The organism is Pseudomonas sp. MEJ108 (genome assembly GCF_030208985.1).
In the GTDB taxonomy this organism is placed as follows: domain Bacteria; phylum Pseudomonadota; class Gammaproteobacteria; order Pseudomonadales; family Pseudomonadaceae; genus Aquipseudomonas; species Aquipseudomonas fragariae.
Window position 1 is genome coordinate 1 of sequence record NZ_JARVSW010000026.1, and the last position, 23,476, is coordinate 23,476.

Here is a 23,476-nt window from a genome sequence, read left to right on the forward strand (position 1 = left end):
GTAGGAGCGAACTTGTTCGCGAAAGCGCTATTCCTGACGCAGGAAATGCATCGACTGCACCGCCCTCTTCGCGAACAAGTTCGCTCCTACAAAAGCTCGCGGATAACCTGTAGGAGCGAACTTGTTCGCGAAAGCGCTATTCCTGACGCAGGAAATGCATCGACTGCACCACCCTCTTCGCGAACAAGTTCGCTCCTACAAAAGCTCGCGGATAACCTGTAGGAGCGAACTTGTTCGCGAAAGCGCTATTCCTGACGCAGGAAATGCATCGACTGCACCGCCCTCTTCGCGAACAAGTTCGCTCCTACAAAAGCTCGCGGATAACCTGTAGGAGCGAACTTGTTCGCGAAAGCGCTATTCCTGACGCAGGAAATGCATAGACTGCACCGCCCCCTTCGCGAACAAGTTCGCTCCTACAAAAGCTCGCGGATAACCTGTAGGAGCGAACTTGTTCGCGAAAGCGCTATTCCTGACGCAGGAAATGCATCGACTGCACCGCCCCCTTCGCGAACAAGTTCGCTCCTACAAAAGCTCGCGGATAACCTGTAGGAGCGAACTTGTTCGCGAAAGCGCTATTCCTGACGCAGGAAATGCATCGACTGCACCGCCCCCTTCGCGAACTTGTTCGCGGCTACAAGGCCATCGGAACATCAGCGTGCCTCGCCCACTGTCCACATCAGGCCGCTGGCTCTGGCGCGCTCGTCGCACAGGCCGAGCACCACGCGGCGCTCGTCGTTGCTCATGCGGCTCCAGCGGGTGATTTCGGTGACAGTTCGCTGGCAACCGGTGCAGATATCCTGCTCATCCAGTGCACAAATACTCACACACGGGGAGCGGACCGGTTTTTCGATCGGGGTATCAGTGCTCATCAATCTTCCTGCACCGCCAGGTCACGGGCGTAACGCTGGGCATTGTGTACGTAATGGGCTGCGCTGGCTTCCAGCATCTTCTTCTGCACATCGGTGAGCTCGCGCACCACTTTACCCGGCGATCCCATGACCAGCGAGCCATCAGGAATGACCTTGTTTTCTCCGATCAGCGAATTGGCGCCGATGATGCAGTACTTCCCGATCTTCGCCCCGTTGAGGATGACCGCATTGATGCCGATCAGGCTGTAATCGTCAACGCTGCAGCCATGCAGCATGGCGTTGTGGCCGATGGTCACGCCCTTGCCGATACTCAGCGGCGACCCCATGTCGGTGTGCATCACCGTACCGTCCTGCACATTGCTGTTTTCACCGATGTGAATCAGCTCGTTGTCGCCACGCAATACCGCGTTGAACCACACACTCGCACCCGCCTCGAGCCTGACATTGCCGATCAGCGTTGCATTGGGAGCCACCCAGCTCTGAGGATCGGTCTGGACACGGGATTCTCCCAGGCGAAATTTCATGCAGCCTCCTCGGGCGGGTCGTACTCATGGGGACGAACTATAAACAGTGACGCTTCAGATATCGGTGGCTCAGATTGTCGACCGTTCGGGCGGATGATGCAGGCTGATCCTGGTGTCGTACAGCACATTGACCAGCTCGACGATCATGATCGCGGTAAGCCCCCAGATCTTGTACTCGCCATAACGGTAACTGGGCACGTACCAGCTGCGGCCTTCGTAATCGATACGGTGAGTGTGCTCGCGCGTGTCCTGACGAAAGAACTCCAGCGGCACGCTGAAGACTGCAGCGATCTCGGCGTCATTGGGCTGGTATTCGACGAAGTCAGGTATCACCCCTACATAAGGTGTGACCTTGATGCCGTGCTTGGAGATCAGCGGACTTAACGGCCCGATCACCTCGACCAGCCCGGGAGGCAGGCCGATCTCCTCCTCGGCTTCGCGCAGCGCAGTGAAAATCAGATCGGGGTCGCCCGGGTCGCGACGGCCACCCGGAAACGCCACTTCACCGCCATGCGTCGACAGGCCACTGGCGCGCAGGGTCAGAATCAGCTCGGGTTGCTCGCTGCGGGTAATCGGCACCAGAACAGCCGCCTCGGGGAACTTTCGATCCGAGTCGAGGGTTTCTGGCGTGTGACTGACTACACGGCGAAGTAGCTCATCCAGCATGGGAAATCTCGATCTGTTGCCTGTCTGGCATCATGCACCAAAGCAACGCTGCGCCCAAGCCCTTGCAGGACAACTCCTGTCACACAGAGGGTTGCCGAGCCGCCGCACGACAGGCCAAGATAGCGACTGCGTTCACTATCGACTGATCCCATGAAATTTTGCAGCCAGTGCGGCAACCCTGTTATCCAGCGCATTCCCGAAGGCGACAGCCGTTTGCGCTATGTCTGCGAGCATTGCCACACCGTTCATTACCAGAACCCGAACATCGTGGCGGGCTGTCTGGTGACGCTGGACGGCAAAGTGCTGCTGTGCCGCAGGGCGATAGAGCCGCGCCTGGGTTTCTGGACGTTGCCGGCCGGCTTCATGGAGAACGGCGAAACCATCGAACAGGCTGCACGGCGCGAAACCATGGAGGAAGCGTGCGCCACTCTGAGCGAACTGCATCTGTACACCTTGATCGACGTACCGCATATCAATCAGGTGCATGTGTTCTATCGTGGGGAGATGGCGAATGAGGCATTCGCCGCAGGCATCGAGAGCCTGGAAGTGCAGTTATTCGACGAAGCAGACATTCCGTGGTCGGACCTGGCTTTCATGACAGTCGGGCGTACCCTAGAATACTTCTTTGCGGATCGGCGTCGGCAGGCCTACCCGGTTCATACCAGCGCCCTTCCCCCGTCACGTCCGTTGCTGGACACCTGAACGCCAGGGTCGCACACAACATCGGCGCTTTTGTTAAAGAAGTATCTTCAGGGAAATCGTAATGCGCTGGTTGCTCGCACTCTTTTGCATGTCGTTCATGCCGCTTTCGCAGGCCGCGTTTACTCAAACCATCGTGCCCAAGGGCAGCGAACAGAAAATCATCAATAACAAGGTCATCAATACCGAGAGTATCGCCAGCAAGCCGATCGATAAGGTGCTGGTGCTCAAGTCAGCGCGCCAATTGCAGCTGATCAGCGGTGGCGAGGCTTTGAAGACCTACCGAATCTCGCTGGGCAAGAACCCCAAGGGCACCAAGCTGCAGGAAGGCGACCAACGCACGCCGGAGGGTTTCTACTGGATCGACTGGCGTAAACCCAGCAATAACTACAACCTGTCGATGCACATTTCCTACCCGAATGTTTCGGACTCGGCACGCGCACGTTCCGAGGGCGTGAAACCGGGCAGCATGATCATGCTGCATGGCACACCGGTGGATGAAGAGTATCCGGAATGGTATTTCCACACGCTGGACTGGACCAACGGCTGCATTGCGCTGAAGAACAACGACATGCGCGAGATATGGGATCTGGTGAAAGACGGGACGATGATCGAAATTCGACCTTAATGTGCGGCGTTGCGCATTCGCGAGCAAGCTCGCTCCCACGAGACTCAAGATGATTATCGTCCCAACGCTCCAGCGTGGTGACGCATTTGCGGACGCTCTGCGTCCAGCTTTGCAGGCGATTCAGAACTCTGCCAGCCGCCATACTTCGTAAGCAGGCGTTTCGTAGGGATGGCTCTGCTTGAGCGCCATCACCACTTGCTGAATCAGCTCGTCCGCGACGACCAGCTCGACCTTCCACTCTTGCACCGACTCGACCACACCGCTCTGCCCGATAAATGGCTGACTGCCATCCAGCGGGCGGAACTGACCCTGGCCGAGTACTTGCCACGAGCAGTGATCGTAAGCGCCGATTCGCCCTGCACCAGCAGCGAATACGGCGTTCTTGACCTCGTCCACATGGCTCGGTGGAACAAAGAGGGCGAGCTTGTACACGCGCCTTAGTTAACCCAGGCCCGCGCGTTGCGGAACATGCGCATCCACGCACCGTCCTCGTTCCAGTCCTCGGGACGCCATGAGTTCTGCACCGCACGGAATACACGCTCCGGGTGCGGCATCATGATGGTCACACGACCGTCGAGGGTGGTCATGCCGCCAATACCGCGTGGCGAGCCGTTCGGGTTGGCCGGGTAGGCTTCAGTGACCTTGCCGTGGTTGTCGACAAAGCGCAGTGCAACGGTGCCGGAAACGTCCGCTTCAAGCAGTGCATCGTCATTGCGGAACTCCGCGTGCCCTTCGCCATGCGCAATGGCGATTGGCATGCGCGAACCGGCCATACCCTGCAGGAAGATCGAAGCCGACTCCTGAACCTGAACCATGGCCACGCGCGCTTCGAACTGCTCGGAGCGGTTACGCACGAAATGCGGCCAGAACTCGCTGCCCGGAATCAGCTCGTGCAGGTTGGACAGCATCTGGCAACCGTTGCAGACGCCGAGCGTGAAGCTGTCGGAACGCTCGAAGAAGCCCTGGAACGCATCACGCGCGCGACTGTTGAACAATGCCGACTTGGCCCAGCCTTCACCGGCACCCAATACGTCACCGTAGGAGAAGCCACCGCAGGCGACCATACCCTTGAAGTCGTTCAGGTCGACACGACCGGCCAGGATATCGCTCATGTGCACATCGATTGCGTTGAAACCGGCACGATCAAAGGCTGCCGCCATCTCGACCTGACCGTTGACACCCTGCTCGCGCAGAACGGCAACCTGAGGACGCACGCCCGTCTTGATGTACGGCGCGGCGATATCGTCGTTGACGTCGAAGCCCAGCTTGACGGTCAGGCCCGGGTTGTCTTCTTCCAGCAGCGCATCGAATTCCTGATCCGCGCATTCGGCGTTGTCACGCAGGCGCTGGATCTGATAGCTGGTCTCGGCCCACTGGCGTTGCAGCAGACGGCGCTGGCCACTGAATACCGGCTCGCCATGGAAGCTGATCGACACTTCATCGTTGTTGATCGGCTGACCGATCACTGCCACGCAGTCTTCCAGACCGGCCGCGCTGAATTGCGCCAGCACCAGTGGAGTAGCGTCCTGACGGACCTGGATGACCGCGCCCAGCTCTTCGTTGAAGAGGATCGCGCTCAGTTCGGAGACGTTGTCCGCCACACCGTCGAGGTGCAGGTTCAGACCGCAGTGACCGGCGAAAGCCATTTCCAGCGTGCTGACCAGCAGACCACCGTCGGAACGGTCGTGATAGGAGAGGATATGACCGTCGGAATTGAGGCCCTGAATCACGGCGAAGAAGGCCTTGAGGTCTTCCGCGTCGTCGACGTCCGGAGCGACGCGGCCGAGCTTGCCGTGAGTCTGCGCAAGAATCGAGGCGCCCATGCGGTTCTGGCCACGCCCCAGATCGATCAGGATCAGGTCGGTGATGCCCTTGTCCATGCGCAGCTCGGGCGTCAGGGTCTGACGGATGTCGACCACTGGCGCAAAGCCCGTCACGATCAATGACAGCGGCGAAGTCACGCTCTTTTCGGTGCCCTCGTCGCTCCAGCGGGTCTTCATGGACATCGAGTCCTTGCCCACTGGAATGGTGATCCCCAGTTCCGGACACAGCTCCATGCCGACCGCTTTCACGGTGTCATAAAGACGCGCGTCTTCTCCAGGGTGGCCAGCCGCCGACATCCAGTTGGCCGACAGCTTGATGTCAGAAAGCTTTTCAATACGCGAGGCCGCGATGTTGGTCAGCGTTTCGCCGATTGCCATACGGCCCGACGCCGGAGCATCCAGCAACGCCAGCGGAGTACGCTCGCCCATCGCCATGGCTTCGCCGGTGTTGACGTCGAAGCTGGTGGCGGTGACGGCGCAGTCAGCCACAGGCACCTGCCATGGACCGACCATCTGATCGCGAGCGACCAGACCGGTAATGCTGCGGTCACCGATGGTGATCAGGAAGCTTTTGCTGGCGACGGCCGGGTGACGCAATACGCGCTGCACGCTTTCTTCGATGTCCAGTGTGCTCGGGTCGAAATCATCGCCGATCTCTTCTTCGCGTGCGACCGAACGGTGCATGCGCGGCGCCTTGCCCAGCAGGACTTCCAGCGGCATGTCTACCGGACTGTTACCGAAATGGCTGTCGGTGACGGTCAGTTGCGGCTCTGCAGTGGCTTCGCCGACAACCGCAAACGGGCAGCGCTCACGCTCGCAGATAGCCTTGAAACGCTCGAAGTCTTCAACGCCCACGGCCAGCACGTAACGTTCCTGGGATTCGTTGCTCCAGATTTCCAGCGGGGCCATGCCCGGCTCGTCATTGGGTACGTTACGCAGTTCGAAACGGCCACCGCGATCGCCATCGTTGACCAGTTCGGGGAAGGCGTTGGACAGCCCCCCGGCACCGACATCATGGATGAAGCTGATCGGGTTACGGTCGCCCAGCTGCCAGCAGCGGTCGATGACTTCCTGGCAACGACGCTCCATCTCGGGGTTTTCACGCTGAACCGACGCGAAATCCAGGTCTGCGGAGCTGGTGCCGGTCGCCATCGAGGAAGCCGCGCCGCCACCCAGGCCGATCAGCATCGCCGGGCCACCCAGCACGATCAGCTTGGAACCCACGGTGATCTCGCCCTTCTGGACGTGATCTTCGCGGATGTTGCCCATACCGCCCGCGAGCATGATCGGTTTGTGATAACCACGAACCTCGTCACCGTGCGGCGTGGTGATGGACTGCTCGAAGGTACGGAAATAGCCGGTCAGCGCCGGGCGACCGAACTCGTTGTTGAACGCCGCGCCACCCAGCGGGCCTTCAATCATGATGTCCAGCGCAGTCACGATGCGCTCGGGCTTGCCGTACGGCACTTCCCAAGGCTGCACGAAACCGGGAATCTGCAGGTTGGAGACGGTGAAACCGGTCAGCCCGGCCTTGGGCTTGGCACCGCGACCGGTTGCACCTTCGTCGCGAATCTCGCCGCCGGAGCCGGTCGCTGCGCCAGGAAACGGTGCAATGGCGGTCGGGTGGTTGTGCGTCTCGACCTTCATCAGAATGTGCACCGGCTCCTGAACCGCGCCGTACTGACGGGTTTCAGGGTCCGGGAAGAAGCGACCGGCGACGTTGCCGACGATCACCGAAGCGTTGTCCTTGTAAGCGGACAGCACGCCTTCGCTGTGCATCTGGTAGGTGTTCTTGATCATGCCGAACAGGCTTTTTTCCTGGCTCTGGCCGTCGATATCCCAACTGGCGTTGAAAATCTTGTGGCGACAGTGCTCGGAGTTCGCCTGGGCAAACATCATCAGCTCGATGTCGTGCGGGTTGCGCCCCAGACCGTTGAAGCTGGTGATCAGGTAATCGATTTCATCTTCGGCGAGGGCCAGGCCCAGCTCGACGTTGGCTTTTTCCAGCGCTGCGCGGCCGCCACCCAGAATGTCCACGGCGGTCAGCGGCTTGGGCTGAGCGTGGCTGAACAGGTTGGCAGCCTGCTCGAGGTCGCCCAGGACCAGTTGCGTCATGCGGTCGTGCAGGCTGTCGGCGATTGCCTGGGCCTCGGTCTCGCTGAACTGGCCTTCTACATAGAAGGCAATCCCGCGCTCGAGGCGCTGGATTTTGCTCAGGCCGCAATTGCGAGCGATGTCGCTGGCCTTGCTCGACCAGGGTGAAATGGTGCCAAAACGCGGTAACACCAGAAACAGACGGCCGCTCGGCTCTTGAACCGGCACGCTGGGGCCGTATTTCAGGAGGCGATCGAGAACCTGCTGTTCTTCGCTGGTCAGAACGTCGTTGACGTCAGCGAAGTGGGCGAATTCGGCGTACAAGCCACTGACAGCTGAAACTTTTTGTTTCAGTTGTTCTAGTAATTTGCTGTGGCGGAAAGCAGAAAGGGCAGGAGCACCGCGCAGGATCAACATCTTCGGGACAGCCTCGAGAAGGGGGTGTGCTTTGAGGCCGCGTATTCTAGCCTAAACCGGGCATTTGATCACCCAAAACGGCGGCATCCGCTGCGCCCGAATGTCGCCCCAGGCAAAAAAACTCCGGAAATGCCCTTAAAAGCCACTCGCCTATCAGACGCAAGCTTCACTGTCGAGATATGGCGCCCGGTGCGCTTTGCGTATACTGCACCGATGTTCTTCAAACCAGATTTCCGCCCACGTTGCGCCAAATGGCTCATCGCAACCGGACTCTTCCTGATGCTCGGCGCCTGTGTGGAAAAACCCACCACACTGGAGCGAGTCAAGGAGGACGGCGTACTGCGGGTGATCACCCGCAACAGTCCGGCGACTTATTTCCAGGATCGCAACGGTGAAACCGGCTTCGAATACGAGCTGGTCAAGCGCTTTGCCGATGATCTGGGCGTCGAACTGAAGATAGAAACAGCTGACAATCTGGACGATCTTTTCGACCAGATGAACAAACCGGGCGGTCCGGTACTCGGTGCAGCCGGCCTGATTGAAACGCCACTGCGCAAGCAACAGGCGCGTTTCTCGCACTCTTATCTGGAAGTCACCCCTCAGGTGGTCTATCGCAACGGCCAGTCGCGACCGACTGATCCCGGCGATCTGGTGGGCAAACGCATCGTGGTGCTCAAAGGCAGCGCGCATGCCGAGCAACTGGCGGCGCTCAAGGCGCAGAATCCCGGCATTCAATATGAAGAATCGGACGCGGTCGAGGTCGTTGATCTCCTGCGCATGGTCGACGAAGGCCAGATCGACCTGACCCTGGTCGACTCCAATGAGCTGGCAATGAACCAGGTCTACTTCCCCAATGTACGCGTAGCCTTTGACCTGGGCGAAGCCCGTGCACAGCGCTGGGCCGTCGCGCCGGGTGAAGACAACAGCCTGCTCAACGAAATCAACGCCTACCTCGACAAGGTCGAAAAGAACGGCACCCTGCAACGCCTGAAGGACCGTTACTACGGCCACGTCGACGTGCTCGGCTATGTCGGTGCCTACACCTTTGCCCAGCACCTTCAGGAACGCCTGCCCAAATACGAGAAGCACTTCCAGACATCGGCCAAGAAAGAACAGGTCGACTGGAGACTGCTGGCCGCCATCGGCTATCAGGAATCGATGTGGCAGCCGACCGTGACCTCGAAAACCGGCGTGCGCGGCCTGATGATGCTCACCCAGAACACCGCGCAAGCCATGGGCGTGTCCAACAGGCTGGATGCGCGCCAGAGCATTCAGGGCGGGGCAAAGTACTTTGCCTACATAAAGGATCAGCTGGACGATTCGATTAAAGAGCCGGATCGCACGTGGCTAGCTCTCGCTTCCTACAACATTGGCAGCGGTCACCTCGAAGATGCGCGCAAATTGGCCCAGAACGAGGGGCTGAATCCTGATAAATGGCTCGACGTTAAAAAAATGCTGCCGCGTCTGGCACAGAAGAAGTGGTACAGCAAAACGCGTTACGGCTACGCCCGAGGCGGTGAGCCGGTGCATTTCGTGGCCAACATTCGCCGTTATTACGACATTCTGACCTGGGTGACGCAGCCCCAGCTTGAAGGCAGTCAGGTCGCCGATGGCAACCTGCATGTTCCTGGCGTCGACAAGACCCAACCGCCCGTCCCGCCAGCCTCTCCCGTCCCCTCGTCCAGCAGCACGGACGAATCTCCGCTCTAAACGTTGCCCTGGCCTTTGTCAGCGTCCTTGGCTGCCCGGCGCATTCTGAAAAACTCGCTCAGCATCGTCCCGCACTCCTCGCCCAGCACCCCGCCTTCGAACAGTACGCGGTGATTGAGAAATGCCTGACTGAAAAACTGCCCCTGGCTCTGCACGATGCCCGCCTTGGGTTCGAGCGCCCCGTAGACCACACGCGCCACCCGTGAGTGCACGATCAGCCCCGCGCACATGCTGCACGGCTCCAGCGTCACGTAGAGCGTGCTGCCCGGCAGGCGATAATTGTCCAGCGCCTTGGCGGCGTCACGAATCGCGACCATCTCGGCATGCGCGCTCGGGTCGCTGCCGCTGATCGGGCAGTTGTAACCGCGACCGACGATCTCGCCGTTCTGCACCACCACTGCCCCGACAGGCACCTCACCCAACAGCGCGCCTTGCGCGGCGAGCGCCAGCGCCTCGTGCATGAAGTACTGATCCTTGCTGCGGTCGATGATCTGCGGTTGCCGCATCATGCCACCTCGATGGCGGCCATCAGGCCGGTTTCCATGTGATCGATCACGTGGCAATGGAACATCCATACGCCAGGGTTATCGGCAACCAATGCAACCCGCGCCCGCTCGTTGCGACCCAGCAAGAAGGTGTCGGTAAAGTACGGGATGATCTTGCGCCGATTGGAGGCGATTACCTTGAAACTCATGCCGTGCAAGTGAATCGGGTGCTGATACTGAGTCATGTTCTTCAACTCGAAGATATAGCTCTTGCCCAGCTTCAACCTGGCGATAGGCCGATCGGCGCAGGTCTTGTCGGTAATGTCCCACGCTTCGCCGTTGATCTGCCACAGGCTGGGCGGTTTGCCATTGTCGGTGTTGACCGACATCGAGCCCACCCACTCGAAGTTGAAATTGATCTTTTCGGCGTTAGCCATATCAGGCTCAGCCACCGGATTGGCCGGCAGCTCGGGCGGCCACTGGCCAGGCGCGTCGTTATTGGCGACCGAGCGGAACGTCCCCAGGCGCACCGGACCGTTACGCAGCGAGATTTCCTCGCCCACCGGCGGAGCCTTGATTGCCAGACAAATGCGCATGCCCGGCCCCAGCCAGTATTCGTCGCCAAAGGGACGCGGCTTCACCGGGTTGCCATCCAGCGCATAGATCTGCGCTTCGGCGTCCGGCAGGTTGAGTCGATAGGTCACGGTGTTGTCGAGATTGAGCAAGCGCACGCGAGTGATCTGCCCGGCAGGCAACTCAATCACCGCCTGCGGAATACCGTTCAGCGTTGAAAGCCGCCCCGCCGTGCCCTCCCGTGCCGCTTCACGCAACACACTGAACTCGGTAAAGGCGCCCTGCTCGTCCACGTGCCAGCTTTTCAGGCTGACCGTGCGCTCATAGGCAAAACCGGTCGGCTCGCGTTCTTCGACAATCAGCGGCCCGACCAGCCCGCGGCCCAGCTCTTCACTGCTGCTGACATGCGGGTGATACCAGTAGCTACCCGCGTCCGGCACACGGAATTTGTAATCGAAGTATTCACCCGGTTTGACCGGCAACTGCGACACATAAGGCACGCCATCCATCTCCAGCGGCAACCTGATGCCATGCCAATGAATGGTCGTCTCGACCGGCAACTGATTGATGAAGCGCAGCCGCAGCCACTCACCTTGGCGCACGCGCAACTCCGTACCCGGAGCAGAACCGCCAAAGGCCCAGGCTGGCGTTTTGTGGCCCGCCACCAGTTCCACATCCAGCGGAGCGGCGATCAGCACGAAGTCCGATCCCGCTTCAGACTCGCGACGCCCCATCCAGTAACGCGAAGCCCCACCCGCGCCAAGGCCGACTACGGCCAGACCGGCGATGCCTGTAAGGATTTGACGACGGGTAAAGGACATGAACGGCGCAACCTCGAAAACAACGACTGAGCGCATCTGCGAGCAAATGCGAGGGGCGAATACGATACACCTGCATTTGCGTAAAGATAAGGGTGGATACCACGAACTGAAGCCGAGGCGTAAAAAAGCCGGGCAAGGCAGTGACGCCCGCTCCGGCTTTTTGCATCGATCAACCGCTATGCCTGGCTCACCCGCTCCAGCCATTCGATATAGGCCGGCTCTACATCAGGCGGTAGATTGGCGCGGTAATCCTCCAGCTCTGCCTGCATGCCGAACACTTTCCATACCAACGGTGCAAGGCGCCATGCCGGGCTGTTTGCCCGCTCCAGTTCGCTCAGCACTTGCAGGCTTCGTTGCTTGTGCTCGACCACTGTCTCCGACTTGTAACCGAACGCCTTTCCCAGCCCGGAGATGTACATCAGTTTTGCGGTCTCCATCTCAGGCCACTGGAGCGCCATATTCAGAGGCCACTCGAGCATGGCCCGCTCACCCCACATTGATGACTTGGGCAAATGGTCGTTCGCAAGCAACGTCAGCATGAATGATTGGCCCAACTGGGTCAGATACACCGGCAGTACTTCGGCGGTGGGCTGCTGGTAAAAAACATCCAGTGGCTGCTCGCGCTTGAGTCCGATACCGACCAGCAAGCGCTGTTGAAGATCAAGTACCAGCGCACCAAGTTCTGCCTTGCCTGCACTACCGCTTTCAACGGTTTGCCGGGTGCGAGTCGCACAATTCCATAGGCTCAGTGAAATCCGCCACTGGGCCTGATCGCCCTCACCCGAACAACCCACTTCGCCCGTCACGAAATACTTCGTCGTTGGCGGGACGATATCGAACAGTGTGTTGCCGTCGACCTCAACCCCCGATACAACCGGCCCCGCACCCTCCGCGACCTGAACATAGCAATTGGCTACATAGTCATGCCAATAGTGAAGCGACTCCGCCAGGTAAAGAGGAATGGCACGCGTATAGCGCCCCACATCATCCTCGCGCTGCGATTCGGCAGGCTCTGCTTTCTCCATGATTTTGGACAAGGCGAAGAAACCGATTTCTGGCGCACCTTCCGGTTTTTGCGCGAAGAGCCAGTCAGCATTGCGCAAACCGTAGTGCCAGACCGGCTTGTTCAGCGCCAAGGTATTGATCGTCACGCTGGCAGGGTCAATCGGAATGCCTTTGTCTTCCTGCCTGCGCACGTCCTCGAAAGCATGCGCAAACTGGTCAAGGTGACTTTTGATTGGCGCAAAGCCGAGTGCATACAAGCGAGTAAGCAACGCTTCGCCTTCATCCACCCTGCCAAGCTCCTGATAGGCACGCAGCAAGTTGAGACCTGCCGTCGAATCATGTTTGTGCTCATCATAAGCAGGCCCGACAAGCTCAATGATCAGCGGGATGTGGCCATTGTTGCCCAAGTCGCCCGATATCATCTGCAAGGCACTGCGGTCGAAATGACCTCCTGCCAGTACCTCCTCATACAACACACGCGCCTGCGCGACGTTCTGCTGCTGCAGGTAATGCCGCGCCATCCACAACTGCGCACGCCAACTGCCCGGCAACGCCGCTACAGTGCGTAGAGCATCGAGATAGGCGGCCTCACCACCCCGCTCCTGCTGAATGCTCAGCCACCACAACAGGCCGTTTTCCTGATTCGGATCGGCTTCAACCGCCTGCCAAAGCGTCGCCTCTGCACCTGATTGCTCACCACGCTCGGCAAACACCTTGGCCAGATTGGTCAGGATGATTCCCGACACGCCGACTTTAGCCAGCCCTTCGCGTAGCGAGGCCTCTGCTGCATCGAGCCGCGCGTTATGCATCAGCACGATGCCATTCACCACATGGCTGCGCTCGGGATTAGCGTCGATCTCGACCAGTCGTTCGGCGGCAGACATCAGGTCAGTCGCAAATCCATCGTTCAGCCCCGAAACGATTAGGTTGTAGAGCTCGTCAGCATCACCCCACTGCTGTTTCAGATTGGGCAGGAACACCTTCTCGCGCCACTCGCTCCGAGTGATCTTTATCTCGCGTCCGTAACTGTCGTAGGCAGTGATTAACTCGCCGTCGTGAGCTTCTGGCGGCGTTGTATCAGCAGGCGAGTTATCTGTTGAAGCTTGAGATTTCTTGCCGCTGAGGGCGGACAGAATGCGTTTGAACATAAATGGAGTCGCCGCGGTTTGGGGTTAGTGGGCAAGTGGCTTCAGGTCATAATGTGTGCGGAGGGCCAGCGTTTATATTCGCCACCGGGGATGTTGTGGTTTTTGGACCTGATCTAGCTGGTGCCCATGGAGTAGCCGTCATAGCCTAGTACAGTTACAGCGGTCGACCTGCTCGCGCGATGCGCAATGCGCAATGCTGCACGCCCAGAGTCGGCCAGGACAAGCTGCTGGATGACACACCAAAGGATTACTGGCCGAGATGAGCACTATTTACGATCCGGACGCACGAACGGTCAGGCAAGTATCGACAGCGATATTCTTGCTCACCGGGACCTTTGGCGTCATGGGTCCAGTGAGCTTTTCAGGTGGCTGGTGGATTTACGGCTGCATCTGATTACAACGCGGGTTTCGTTTTTAGGAGACCCTTCACAGCGCTATGCGAAGGGTCCGTGCGTGATCAGTCTCGCACGAGCTTCAGCAGTCCGCCGTCATACCAGGAAAGAGCTAACGACCCGTCCTGTGCCAGGAAAAATGCCGGAGTTTCTTTGTCAAAAGGACCCCAGCTCCCAGATTTGCATTCAACGCTATAGCGCACAGCTTTTTCGATGCCAAGCTTATGGAGTTGCGGCTCCAGTTCAGCTCCACTCATCGCCGGAAGCTTATGAAAAACAGGCCCCTTGCACACATCTTCCGTGGAGTCTGTGGACGCTTTCCATGCAAGCTGGTCGTGACTGAAACTGAGACGTCGCCCCATAAAACTCGGATCATCATCCCCCAGTGCCTGCACGCCCGAGTCGGATACCGCTACACCTGCAACATGCCAGCTACCGTAAAGCGCGCTTTCCCCAGGCTGATCGTGCTTTGCAGCATCCATAGTCGCTGCGCATCCTGTCAGCGACAACATGATCAGGAAGGATGAACTGAAAGAAAATCGGGATTTCATGAATGGGGTCCTTGGTTTTTGGGGATGTGAATATCGAATCTTTTTGCTGGGCGCGCCCTGCGTCGACGTTGGGGCTTGGGTTACCTTTGAGCGGATTTTCCTCGAACTTCAAGCCAGTTTCAAATGAGGTATTTTGCGGATTGCCCAATGTACCGACTTGCTCACCTTAGGTAGTTTTAGAGAGCCTGCTGATACCCGCCCCACGAATCCCGGAGTTGTGCGATGAACTCAAATACCGTGCCTACGCCTACCCCCGGTGCCATTCGTTGGGAGGCCCATGCCTGCCTGCCGTTGCTGCCCAACCAGGACATGTCTGCGCTGCTGCGCTACCGCGACAACGGCTTTCACCACGTCTCGATCAATGTGGGCATGGACATGACCCCGGTCGGCAATGTGATGCAGGTCATCGCAGGCTTTCGCCAATGGCTGGTCGAACATCCAGAAAAGATGATGCAGGCCGGTACCCTTGCCGACCTGCACAGCGCCCGAGAGCAGGGAAAGCTGGCGGTGTCTTTCGATCTGGAAGGCTCTGACATGCTGCTGCAAGACCCGGCAATGGTCCGTTTGTATGCCGACCTCGGCGTACGCCAGATGCTCTTGGCGTACAACCGCGACAACAGCTGTGCGGGCGGTTGCCACGGCAGCGGCATGGGATTGACCCCTCTGGGACGCGAGGTCGTGGCGGCGATCAATGCTGCGGGTATCGTGATGGATTGCTCTCATACCAGCAAGCGCGCAAGTATGGAAATAATCGAGCTGTCACAGCGGCCGGTTATTTTTTCACACACTAATATCAAGGCTGTGTATGACCATCCACGCACGGTGGATGACGAGCAGATCATGGCCTGTGTTGAATCGGGTGGTGTGATCGGGCTAACCGGTCTGGGTATTTTCCTGGGCGATCCGCAGGCGTCGGTCGAAGCCTTCGTGCGCCAAATCGATTATCTGGCCGAGCGAGCGGGGACGGCGCATATCGGCCTGGGCCTCGACACCGAGCTGCATCCTGATGTTAAGGATTTGTCCGAGGACGTGAACGAAGAGGATTGGTGGCCCGAAGAATTCTATGGCGCCATCACTGGACATCGTCAACTGCAACCGGAAGCGCTGGGGCTGGTGGCAGAGGCATTGCTACAGCGTGGCTATGATGCCGCGCAGATCGACGGCATTTTTGGCGGCAACTTTATGCGGGTCGCTCAGGCCACCTGGCCGTAAGCGTCCGGTGATCACGCCTGCGAACGGTGCTGTCGGCGCGCTATGGAAAAATGAATTGTTTCATGGCTGCCATCGTCGCGATCATCAGAACGGTGAACCCCACCGCAGAAGTCCACTCGGACTCCGGTGTATAGGCAAACCAGGAACCCTTCGATGGATATTTACCTCGCGTGAGAAGCTTCACGATGGGCCAGCCAACAGGAAAGCAAATGGCGCGAAAAATCGCTTCAATCAGTACATCAAACACGCTGATACGTCCCTTTGCTCGGCGATAGTCGACAGGCAAGTATTACGTGCCACGGCTTATTCGACAATGGCGATGCAGAACGATGTTTGCACCAAGTAGCTCCCCTTTTCAGGGCGTAGATAGTTAGCAGAATGCGGGCGATGAGCCGGCACCGCTGTTGCCGCTCTGCCGCCAACCATAACATCTTCAGAAGAGTAATTAGCAGTCTCGATACAAGGTCGACTTCGCTTCAACCCGGCGAAACTCTAAGACTTTTATCTGGAGCAGGCGGCGTCCATTGATCCACAAACGCCGCGACCTTTTCTTCAATATGGCTCTCGATAGTGCGTAGACGGAGCAAAGGAATGCCGCACTTTTCCAGAATGCTGCTTTTTACAGCGTCTCGTTCAATCTGTAACGGATCGTCATGGTGACCACCATCGACTTCAATCACGCCCAATGGGGTCCTACCCACCTTGAAATAGAGCACGAAATCGCATCGCGCAGCGTTTCTCATAAACTCCAGCTCTCTCTCCGTAAAGGTTGCGCGGGCCACCGATGCCAGTTGCATCAGCCGGATCTCACGGTGGAACATAATCCCTCGGCGGGGTTCCTGAGCCAATGCCTCGCGAAGTATCTGCGCCGCGATCTGTTCGGACTTGAATAACGAGTCATTGGGATTGAGCCTTTTATTGAGGCGCTCAAGTGATCGGTCGTACTCTTTATAGAGCAGATCGAATGCCGAGATAACAGGCGCTCGATGGACCTGCCCGTCTTCTGCGTAATATTCCATATAGCGGATCAGCGCAGCGATATGCCCGTTGCTGGTTTTGAAAACATTGTCGCCTGTAACCAGCGTAAACCTGTTCTTGGCTCTGGATACCGCCACATTAACCATACGCGCATCATCTACAAAACTCAGGCGCTCCGGGCTTTTGTACTTGTCCAGCACAGTAGAAAAAACGATTTCGTCGCACTCCCTGCCCTGAAATTTATGCACGGTGGCTCTGACGAAATCAGCTGGCAGACAGGAACCTGAAAGCATCGCCTGATTCTTGAAGGGGGCAATGAACCCTCTGCCATCTTCGCCCTCCCAGAGGCTTTCCCCGTCACCCTCAAGCACTGCCAATAGAGAGTCGAGCTCTCTGAGATTGGAATTGTTGCGCGTGTGATTTCCCTTGGCAGTCACCAGCAGCGTCAACGGCTTTTCGCCATTGTCTATTGTCATCGGCACGAGCTGATTATCGTAAAACTGCTGATTGCAGAACTGAATAATCCGGGGATGACACCGATAGTGCTCTTTGAGCAACGTCATCGGGGTCGAGTTGCCGAACACACTGACGCATGAGTCCAAAAGGCTGTACTTCTCACAGTCATACCAGGGCGCGGGCGCTTCCAGCCCGAGTTTTTCCGGGATGTGTGCAAGTTGCTTCCTGTCCCCCACGATGATCAGGTTTTTCGCACAACTGAGCGCCAGTACACCTGGGACAATGTCCTGTTGCGAAGCCTCGTCGATAATCACGTAATCGAGAACAGCCTTGCCGCCAAGGGAGTTGACGATTGAATGCGTACCGCTGCCAATGACCGGGTAGCGCTTCAGAAACGCATCAAGCCGCTTTCTGTAAGTGGTGTCGAAGGTATCGTCATCAGAGATATGACGATGCAGGTGGTGTTTCAGGTGAAGCATGGAAGAAGTGGTCAACTCCTCCAGCAGCGCCTTGAAGTTACCGACGCGCAACGCCTCTTCATAGGCTGCCAACTCTGCCTTCTTACCTTGCAAGACCTTGTCGTAATAATGGAGCTGCAGGCTGTAGAAGGCAGACATGCGCTTGTCCCAGTTATCGAAGGGGCGGGTGCGCAGAATTCTGAAATTGAACAAGAGCTCGATACGGTCCTTGATTCTTATGCGCTCGCTCGAAAGCTGCTCAAGGTAAGCCATCAAGTCCGTCGTCTTTTGGGACGACAGTTTATATCTGTCCAGAGAAGGACCGACCACACCGTTATCCCGCTGCCACTCTTTAAGGTAGCGCCGTTCTATCTCTAGCTCGTTAATATCGATCTGCAACTGCGCCACTGCGTTACGAGCGCCCAGGTAGCTTTTCAGCTGTTGCAGCACAGTCTGGATATGCTCAATGGCAGGCGCTGGTGAAGGATCTGTGGAAGGACGAGAAGGACGGTTAGCAAAAAACTCCTTCTGATTGTCGTTTTTACCCAGTCTCGCGACCAGATAATCCAGGCCACACTTCCCTAGCTTTTCATAAACATTCTCGACTGCAGAGTTGTTGTTGGACACCACCGCCACTGTTTTTCCCTGCAAAAGGATGTTGGCAATGATGTTCAGGATAGTCTGCGTCTTGCCCGTGCCGGGAGGACCTTCAATCACGCTTATCTGTGAAAGGAACGCTTGCTCCACCGCCTGGAGCTGACTTTCGTTGAGGCCGAAAGGAAAGATAAAATTGCCTGACGACTCCAGCGTTCCATGCTGCCCTTTGCAGTAGGCATGCAGCGCCGTGGTCGGGGACAATGAAAGTGTGCCCATTTGGCGGTCAATATTTTCGGCTATGCCCTTTTTATCACCGGCAGCGGCAGTGCTGACCCTGGCTGCGGCCACTGATCGAAAATAAGTGAATACGGGCTCATCAGTGATCGAGGTCGGGGAAACGAAATCGATGTTGTCCATGTTGAACAGGTATTTTTTCGGTTTTCCCGGATATTGAACGAGGGCGTGTTTCTCACCGTATATCTCCACCGTATCGACGGGGTTGAATTCCGAGCTTCCTTTTCTCAGAAGAAGCATGTCCTTCAATTCCAGGGTAGGCACGACCCTGCACTCACTCAGCGGGCGGGAATAAGTTTTTTGAGAGGGGTAGTGGCACGTCAGGGTGAACTCGCCCTTGCCATCTGGTTTTATATCCCAGCCGCTGATCTGCCGGGTCTTGTCCTCGCCACGTACATAGATGGAAACCATAAATCCCTTAAACAGGCTTGATCACCGCCTGTACGCATCCGTGCCGTAAAAATCCGAATTCATTGATTCGGGTGGTCGGTGCCATTCTGGCATTGCTAAACAGATTGATGCCAGCGCGAAGTGTGGCGAGGGGCTGTTTGAGAGATCACGCCACATAAACACGGTGCTTGGCGATGCACAAAGCTGCCAGAATTTGCCAGGCTCAAAAAGCCAAAAGCCCGCAATTACGCGGGCTCCAGGGCATTTCTTGCTAGTTGGTGCCGGACAATGCCGGACGTCCAATCATTCCCACTCAGTTATCAACAGACGACGAAAACCCATATGAATCAATAGGATAAAACCGACCTATTTGACGGCCTCATGAACAGTACCATGAGGACCAAAAGTACTACCCATGGGGCCAAGCCAACATCCTTCACAGCAATGGCAGTCGGTAACTGACGCTCCGGGACCGGCGGGCATTAGTTTTAATGACTACCACGCGCAACTTTAGCCAATAGCTCAACTAAATATGATGTATCAGCCTGGAACACTTCGCTGTCGCCTAATCATGAATACGCCTAATCGAGCTGGCGGATTTGACAGGCCTTCCAGGTGCTAAACCTGGTGTTGAGAAGCGATGAAGCAAGAGTAGAGAATATCAGCAAAGTCATGCTCATTGATATCGCCGATAACCAAATCCCTAACGGCATCCGCTATCAAATCATTATCTAAAGTAATTTCATAATCATTAAGCGAAAGGTACTCCAAGCCGACTGCAAGCCCGGTACGCTTGTTCGCATCAGGCAGTGCGTGGCCTTGCGCGATGCTGGCAGTGTACTTAGCGGCAATTTCAAATACATCGTCAAGGCCATTATAAGCGATCGCATTATCGATTCGTGCCAGAGCTCCTTGCAAGGTCGGGATATTCACTATCCCCTTCATGCCGGGCTCGGTAGTCAAGATTTGAGTATTTATTTCAATAACACGTTCAAATGGAAAAAAGATCAATTCCATTACATGTCAGCCAACTTCTGAAAGGTCTTCTTGTGAGTCCTGAGAACGAGCTTGGTTTCTGAATAAACGATCTGCTTACCCGAGTCGCCACCCAAGTCCAGCTTCTTGATGGCTTTAACTTTAGGCCTCTCTACTATGGATACGCCATAGGTGTCCAGCTTGTGGCTCATGACTTTAGTACCCCAAACGGTTCGATAATCTTCTGTCCCTACGGTAGCACACTGGGAGGCAAGATACACCGAGCTGCCTATTGCGCGTACGCCGTTTGCCCAGCCTGACCCGGCCTGGTGGTTTCACCGATATATCCAAAAATGCCTCGCATCTCAGCCTCGAGGCTGCGACCGTGTTGAGCAGCCTTTACACACATGTGCCAATTTCGGGCGGTGACGAATGCAAAACGCCCGCAACTCAGCGGGCGTTTCTGTTAGTCAGCGCAGGGCCCATCGCAGGCGTAGGCTCACTCCCACTCAATAGTAGCCGGCGGCTTGCTCGACACGTCGTAAGTCACCCGCGAGATCCCTTCGATCTCGTTGATGATCCGGCCGCTCACCGTCTCCAGCAACTCATAAGGCAGGTGTGCCCAGCGAGCGGTCATGAAGTCGATGGTTTCGACAGCGCGTAGCGCAACGACCCAGGCGTAGCGGCGGCCGTCGCCGACCACGCCGACTGATTTGACCGGCTGGAACACTACGAATGCCTGGCTAACCTTGTGGTACCAGTCGGCCTTGCGCAGTTCTTCGATGAAGATGTGGTCGGCACGACGCAGGAGGTCGGCGTATTCCTTCTTCACTTCGCCGAGGATGCGCACGCCCAGGCCTGGGCCTGGGAATGGGTGGCGGTAGACCATGTCGTAGGGCAGGCCGAGTTCGAGGCCCAGGCGGCGGACTTCGTCCTTGAACAGCTCGCGCAGTGGCTCGACCAGCTTGAGGTTCATTTCTTCCGGCAGGCCGCCCACGTTGTGGTGCGACTTGATGACGTGGGCCTTGCCGCTTTTCGCGCCAGCCGACTCGATGACGTCCGGGTAGATGGTGCCTTGCGCCAGGTACTTGATGTTGTCCAGCTTGCAGGACTCGGCATCGAACACGTCGATGAAGGTGCGGCCGATGATCTTGCGCTTCTTCTCTGGATCGCTCTCGCCTGCCAGGTTGTTCAGGAACTGCTCTTCGGCGTTGGCGCGGATCACCTTGACGCCCATGTTCTCGGCGAACATGGCCATCACTTGCTCGCCTTCATGCAGGCGCAGCAGGCCGTTGTCGACGAATACGCAGGTCAGTTGATCGCCGATGGCCTTGTGCAGCAACGCGGCAACGACAGAAGAGTCAACGCCGCCGGACAGGCCCAGCAACACGTTGTCAGTACCGACCTGAGCGCGAACCTGAGCGATAGCGTCTTCAGCAATCTTCGAAGGGGTCCACAGTGCTTCACAGCCGCAGATGTCGAGGATGAAGCGCGACAGGATGCGACCGCCCTGCTTGGTGTGGGTCACTTCCGGGTGGAACTGCACGCCGTAGTAACCGCGAGCGTCGTCAGCCATACCGGCAATCGGGCAGCTCGGGGTGCTGGCCAGAATGTGGAAGTTTTCCGGCAGTTTGGTGACCTTGTCACCGTGACTCATCCATACGTCGAGGCCAAACAGGCCGTCGGCGTCGATATGGTCTTCGATACCATCAAGCAGACGGCTTTTGCCGACTACGTCAACGCGAGCGTAGCCGAACTCGCGCAGCTCGGAACCGGCAACCTTGCCGCCCAACTGCTCGGCCATGGTCTGCATGCCGTAGCAGATACCGAAAACCGGCACACCCAGGTCAAATACCGCTTGCGGGCAGCGCGGGCTGTCGGCTTCGTGTACGGACTCGGGGCCGCCGGCGAGGATCACGCCTTTTGGAGCGAATTCGCGAATCGCTTCGTCGTCCATGTCAAACGGATGCAGCTCGCAATACACGCCGATTTCGCGCACGCGGCGGGCGATCAGCTGGGTGTACTGGGAACCGAAGTCGAGGATCAGGATACGGTGGGCGTGAATGTCGAGGGCCATGGAAACTCTCTGAGCAGCTGCAAGCTATACGCTGCAAGCGGCAAGTTGTCGGAATCAATGCGGTAGTTACATGTGCGTAACTACCGCTTGTAGCTGATTGCTTGGGGCTTGAAGCTGGAGGCTTTAGCCGACGCGATAGTTCGGCGCTTCCTTGGTGATCTGCACGTCATGGACGTGGGACTCAGCCATACCGGCGCCGGTGATGCGAACGAACTCGGGCTTGGTGCGCATCTGTTCGATGTCGGCACTGCCCGTGTAACCCATGGAGGAACGCAGGCCGCCCATCAACTGATGGATGATGGCCGACAGCGGACCTTTATAGGCCACACGGCCTTCGATACCTTCCGGCACCAGCTTCTCGGCACCGGCGGACGAATCCTGGAAGTAGCGATCGGAAGAGCCTTGCGCCTGGGACATCGCACCCAGCGAGCCCATGCCGCGATAGGCCTTGTAGGAACGGCCCTGGAACAGTTCGATCTCGCCTGGCGCTTCTTCAGTACCGGCGAACATCGAGCCCATCATCACACAGGAGGCGCCAGCCACGATGGCCTTGGACAGGTCACCGGAGAAGCGGATACCGCCGTCGGCGATCATCGGCACGCCAGTGCCTTCAAGGGCAGCGGAGACGTTGGCGATGGCGCTGATCTGCGGCACGCCGACACCGGCAACGATACGCGTGGTGCAGATGGAGCCCGGGCCGATACCGACCTTGACTGCATCGGCGCCTGCGGCAACCAGTGCCCTGGCCGCTTCGCCGGTGGCGATGTTGCCGCCGATGACCTGTACCTGAGGGAAGTTTTCCTTGACCCAGCGGACGCGGTCGATCACGCCTTTGGAATGGCCGTGAGCGGTATCGACGACAACAACGTCAACGCCAGCCGCGACCAGTGCGGTGACACGTTCGGCGGTGTCCTTGCCAGTACCGACTGCAGCGCCGACACGCAGGCGAGCCTGATCGTCCTTGCTGGCCAGCGGGTAAGCCTTGGCTTTTTCGATGTCCTTGACGGTCATCATGCCCTTGAGCGCGAAATTGGCATCCACGATCAGGACTTTTTCAAGACGGTGCTTGTGCAGCAGTTCACGCACTTCGTTCTTGTCGGCGCCTTCACGCACGGTGACCAGACGCTCTTTGGGCGTCATCACTTCGCGGACAGGGACATCAAGACGATTTTCGAAGCGTACGTCACGGGACGTCACGATGCCGACCAGGTCGCCATTGTGCAGGACCGGTACGCCGGAAATGTTGTGCATGCGGGTGAGTTCGAACAGATCGCGGACAGTGGCGTCGGCTTCGATCGTGATCGGGTCCTTGACGACACCGGCCTCGAACTTCTTGACCTTGCGCACTTCGGCAGCCTGCTGCTCGACGGTCATGTTCTTGTGGATGATACCGATACCGCCTTCCTGGGCCATGGCAATTGCCAGACGGGCCTCGGTGACTGTATCCATTGCAGCAGAGACCAAAGGTATATTCAGCTCGATGCCACGGGTCAAACGGGTTTTCAGACTGACTTCGTTAGGGAGTACCTCGGAATAACCGGGCACAAGGAGAATGTCGTCGAATGTAAGGGCTTCTTGACTGATACGCAGCATCGCGGGGGCTCCCGGGCGGGAAATTGGAAGCGCGCCATTAT

17 protein-coding genes and 1 pseudogene are annotated in these 23,476 nt (G+C 57.7%); 4 read left to right on the forward strand and 14 right to left on the reverse strand.

Annotated features, from left to right (window positions below):
- Nucleotides 1-650: 650 nt before the first annotated feature.
- The 3 genes from QRN50_RS13530 to QRN50_RS13540 all read right to left on the reverse strand — a co-directional run bounded on the left by QRN50_RS13530 (nucleotide 651) and on the right by QRN50_RS13540 (nucleotide 2,059).
- Nucleotides 651-869 (reverse strand): DUF1289 domain-containing protein, encoded by a 219-nt coding sequence (locus QRN50_RS13530; protein WP_003415455.1) that lies wholly within the window; start codon nucleotides 867-869, stop codon nucleotides 651-653.
- Nucleotides 869-1,393: a gamma carbonic anhydrase family protein gene (locus QRN50_RS13535; protein ID WP_003339683.1), complete on the reverse strand. Its 525-nt coding sequence runs from the start codon at nucleotides 1,391-1,393 to the stop codon at nucleotides 869-871. The genes QRN50_RS13530 and QRN50_RS13535 overlap by 1 nt, the downstream gene beginning before the upstream one ends.
- A gap of 69 nt (nucleotides 1,394-1,462) precedes the next feature.
- Nucleotides 1,463-2,059, reverse strand: a complete 597-nt coding sequence (locus tag QRN50_RS13540) for a CoA pyrophosphatase (RefSeq protein WP_004406418.1) — start codon at nucleotides 2,057-2,059, stop codon at nucleotides 1,463-1,465.
- A 150-nt stretch (nucleotides 2,060-2,209) separates the two neighbouring features.
- On the opposite strand from QRN50_RS13540, the gene QRN50_RS13545 reads away from it, so the two are divergent.
- Both QRN50_RS13545 and QRN50_RS13550 read left to right on the forward strand, forming a co-directional pair.
- Nucleotides 2,210-2,761: an NUDIX hydrolase gene (locus QRN50_RS13545; protein WP_024642801.1), complete on the forward strand. Its 552-nt coding sequence runs from the start codon at nucleotides 2,210-2,212 to the stop codon at nucleotides 2,759-2,761.
- Between the two features lie 202 nt (nucleotides 2,762-2,963).
- Nucleotides 2,964-3,386 (forward strand): annotated as a pseudogene (locus QRN50_RS13550) (L,D-transpeptidase family protein); the annotation flags it as partial.
- Nucleotides 3,387-3,506: 120 nt separating this feature from the next.
- Here QRN50_RS13550 and QRN50_RS13555 read toward each other — a convergent pair.
- Together QRN50_RS13555 and purL are read right to left on the reverse strand one after the other, a co-directional pair.
- On the reverse strand, nucleotides 3,507-3,818 hold the full coding sequence (locus QRN50_RS13555; RefSeq protein WP_096126751.1) for a YqfO family protein: 312 nt from the start codon (nucleotides 3,816-3,818) through the stop codon (nucleotides 3,507-3,509).
- A 5-nt stretch (nucleotides 3,819-3,823) separates the two neighbouring features.
- Complete coding sequence (gene purL / locus QRN50_RS13560; RefSeq protein WP_004406423.1) at nucleotides 3,824-7,720, reverse strand: phosphoribosylformylglycinamidine synthase; 3,897 nt, start codon at nucleotides 7,718-7,720, stop codon at nucleotides 3,824-3,826.
- Nucleotides 7,721-7,933: 213 nt separating this feature from the next.
- Here purL and mltF point away from each other — a divergent pair, with 213 nt between their 5' ends.
- The gene (gene mltF / locus QRN50_RS13565; protein ID WP_011266923.1) at nucleotides 7,934-9,430 is read left to right on the forward strand and encodes a membrane-bound lytic murein transglycosylase MltF; all 1,497 of its coding nucleotides are present in this window, start codon (nucleotides 7,934-7,936) and stop codon (nucleotides 9,428-9,430) included.
- Here the strand turns inward: mltF and tadA are convergent.
- The 4 genes from tadA to QRN50_RS13585 form a co-directional block, all read right to left on the reverse strand.
- Nucleotides 9,427-9,936, reverse strand: coding sequence for a tRNA adenosine(34) deaminase TadA (tadA, locus tag QRN50_RS13570; protein ID WP_096126765.1), 510 nt, complete (start codon nucleotides 9,934-9,936; stop codon nucleotides 9,427-9,429). The two genes, mltF and tadA, sit on opposite strands and share 4 nt — an antisense overlap.
- On the reverse strand, nucleotides 9,936-11,309 hold the full coding sequence (locus QRN50_RS13575) for a multicopper oxidase family protein (RefSeq protein WP_096126766.1): 1,374 nt from the start codon (nucleotides 11,307-11,309) through the stop codon (nucleotides 9,936-9,938). The genes tadA and QRN50_RS13575 overlap by 1 nt, the downstream gene beginning before the upstream one ends.
- 176 nt (nucleotides 11,310-11,485) lie before the next feature.
- Nucleotides 11,486-13,462 carry a tetratricopeptide repeat protein gene (locus tag QRN50_RS13580; protein WP_024659501.1) on the reverse strand — a complete coding sequence of 659 codons (1,977 nt, stop codon included), beginning with the start codon at nucleotides 13,460-13,462 and terminating at the stop codon, nucleotides 11,486-11,488.
- 457 nt (nucleotides 13,463-13,919) lie between these two features.
- On the reverse strand, nucleotides 13,920-14,405 hold the full coding sequence (locus QRN50_RS13585) for a hypothetical protein (protein WP_060400770.1): 486 nt from the start codon (nucleotides 14,403-14,405) through the stop codon (nucleotides 13,920-13,922).
- Nucleotides 14,406-14,627: 222 nt separating this feature from the next.
- On the opposite strand from QRN50_RS13585, the gene QRN50_RS13590 reads away from it, so the two are divergent.
- Entirely contained in the window at nucleotides 14,628-15,617 is a 990-nt protein-coding gene (locus tag QRN50_RS13590) for a dipeptidase (RefSeq protein ID WP_024642804.1), read from the forward strand.
- 40 nt (nucleotides 15,618-15,657) lie between these two features.
- On the opposite strand, the gene QRN50_RS13595 is transcribed toward QRN50_RS13590, so the two are convergent.
- The 5 genes from QRN50_RS13595 to guaB all read right to left on the reverse strand — a co-directional run bounded on the left by QRN50_RS13595 (nucleotide 15,658) and on the right by guaB (nucleotide 23,435).
- Nucleotides 15,658-15,864 carry a hypothetical protein gene (locus QRN50_RS13595; RefSeq protein ID WP_024642805.1) on the reverse strand — a complete coding sequence of 69 codons (207 nt, stop codon included), beginning with the start codon at nucleotides 15,862-15,864 and terminating at the stop codon, nucleotides 15,658-15,660.
- Between the two features lie 229 nt (nucleotides 15,865-16,093).
- Nucleotides 16,094-18,811 (reverse strand): DEAD/DEAH box helicase, encoded by a 2,718-nt coding sequence (locus QRN50_RS13600; RefSeq protein ID WP_058823119.1) that lies wholly within the window; start codon nucleotides 18,809-18,811, stop codon nucleotides 16,094-16,096.
- Nucleotides 18,812-19,408: 597 nt separating this feature from the next.
- Nucleotides 19,409-19,807 carry a type II toxin-antitoxin system death-on-curing family toxin gene (locus QRN50_RS13605; RefSeq protein ID WP_024642807.1) on the reverse strand — a complete coding sequence of 133 codons (399 nt, stop codon included), beginning with the start codon at nucleotides 19,805-19,807 and terminating at the stop codon, nucleotides 19,409-19,411.
- 457 nt (nucleotides 19,808-20,264) lie between these two features.
- Nucleotides 20,265-21,842 (reverse strand): glutamine-hydrolyzing GMP synthase, encoded by a 1,578-nt coding sequence (gene guaA, locus QRN50_RS13615; RefSeq protein WP_004406449.1) that lies wholly within the window; start codon nucleotides 21,840-21,842, stop codon nucleotides 20,265-20,267.
- A gap of 123 nt (nucleotides 21,843-21,965) precedes the next feature.
- Nucleotides 21,966-23,435: an IMP dehydrogenase gene (gene guaB / locus QRN50_RS13620; RefSeq protein ID WP_058823120.1), complete on the reverse strand. Its 1,470-nt coding sequence runs from the start codon at nucleotides 23,433-23,435 to the stop codon at nucleotides 21,966-21,968.
- Nucleotides 23,436-23,476: the final 41 nt, after the last annotated feature.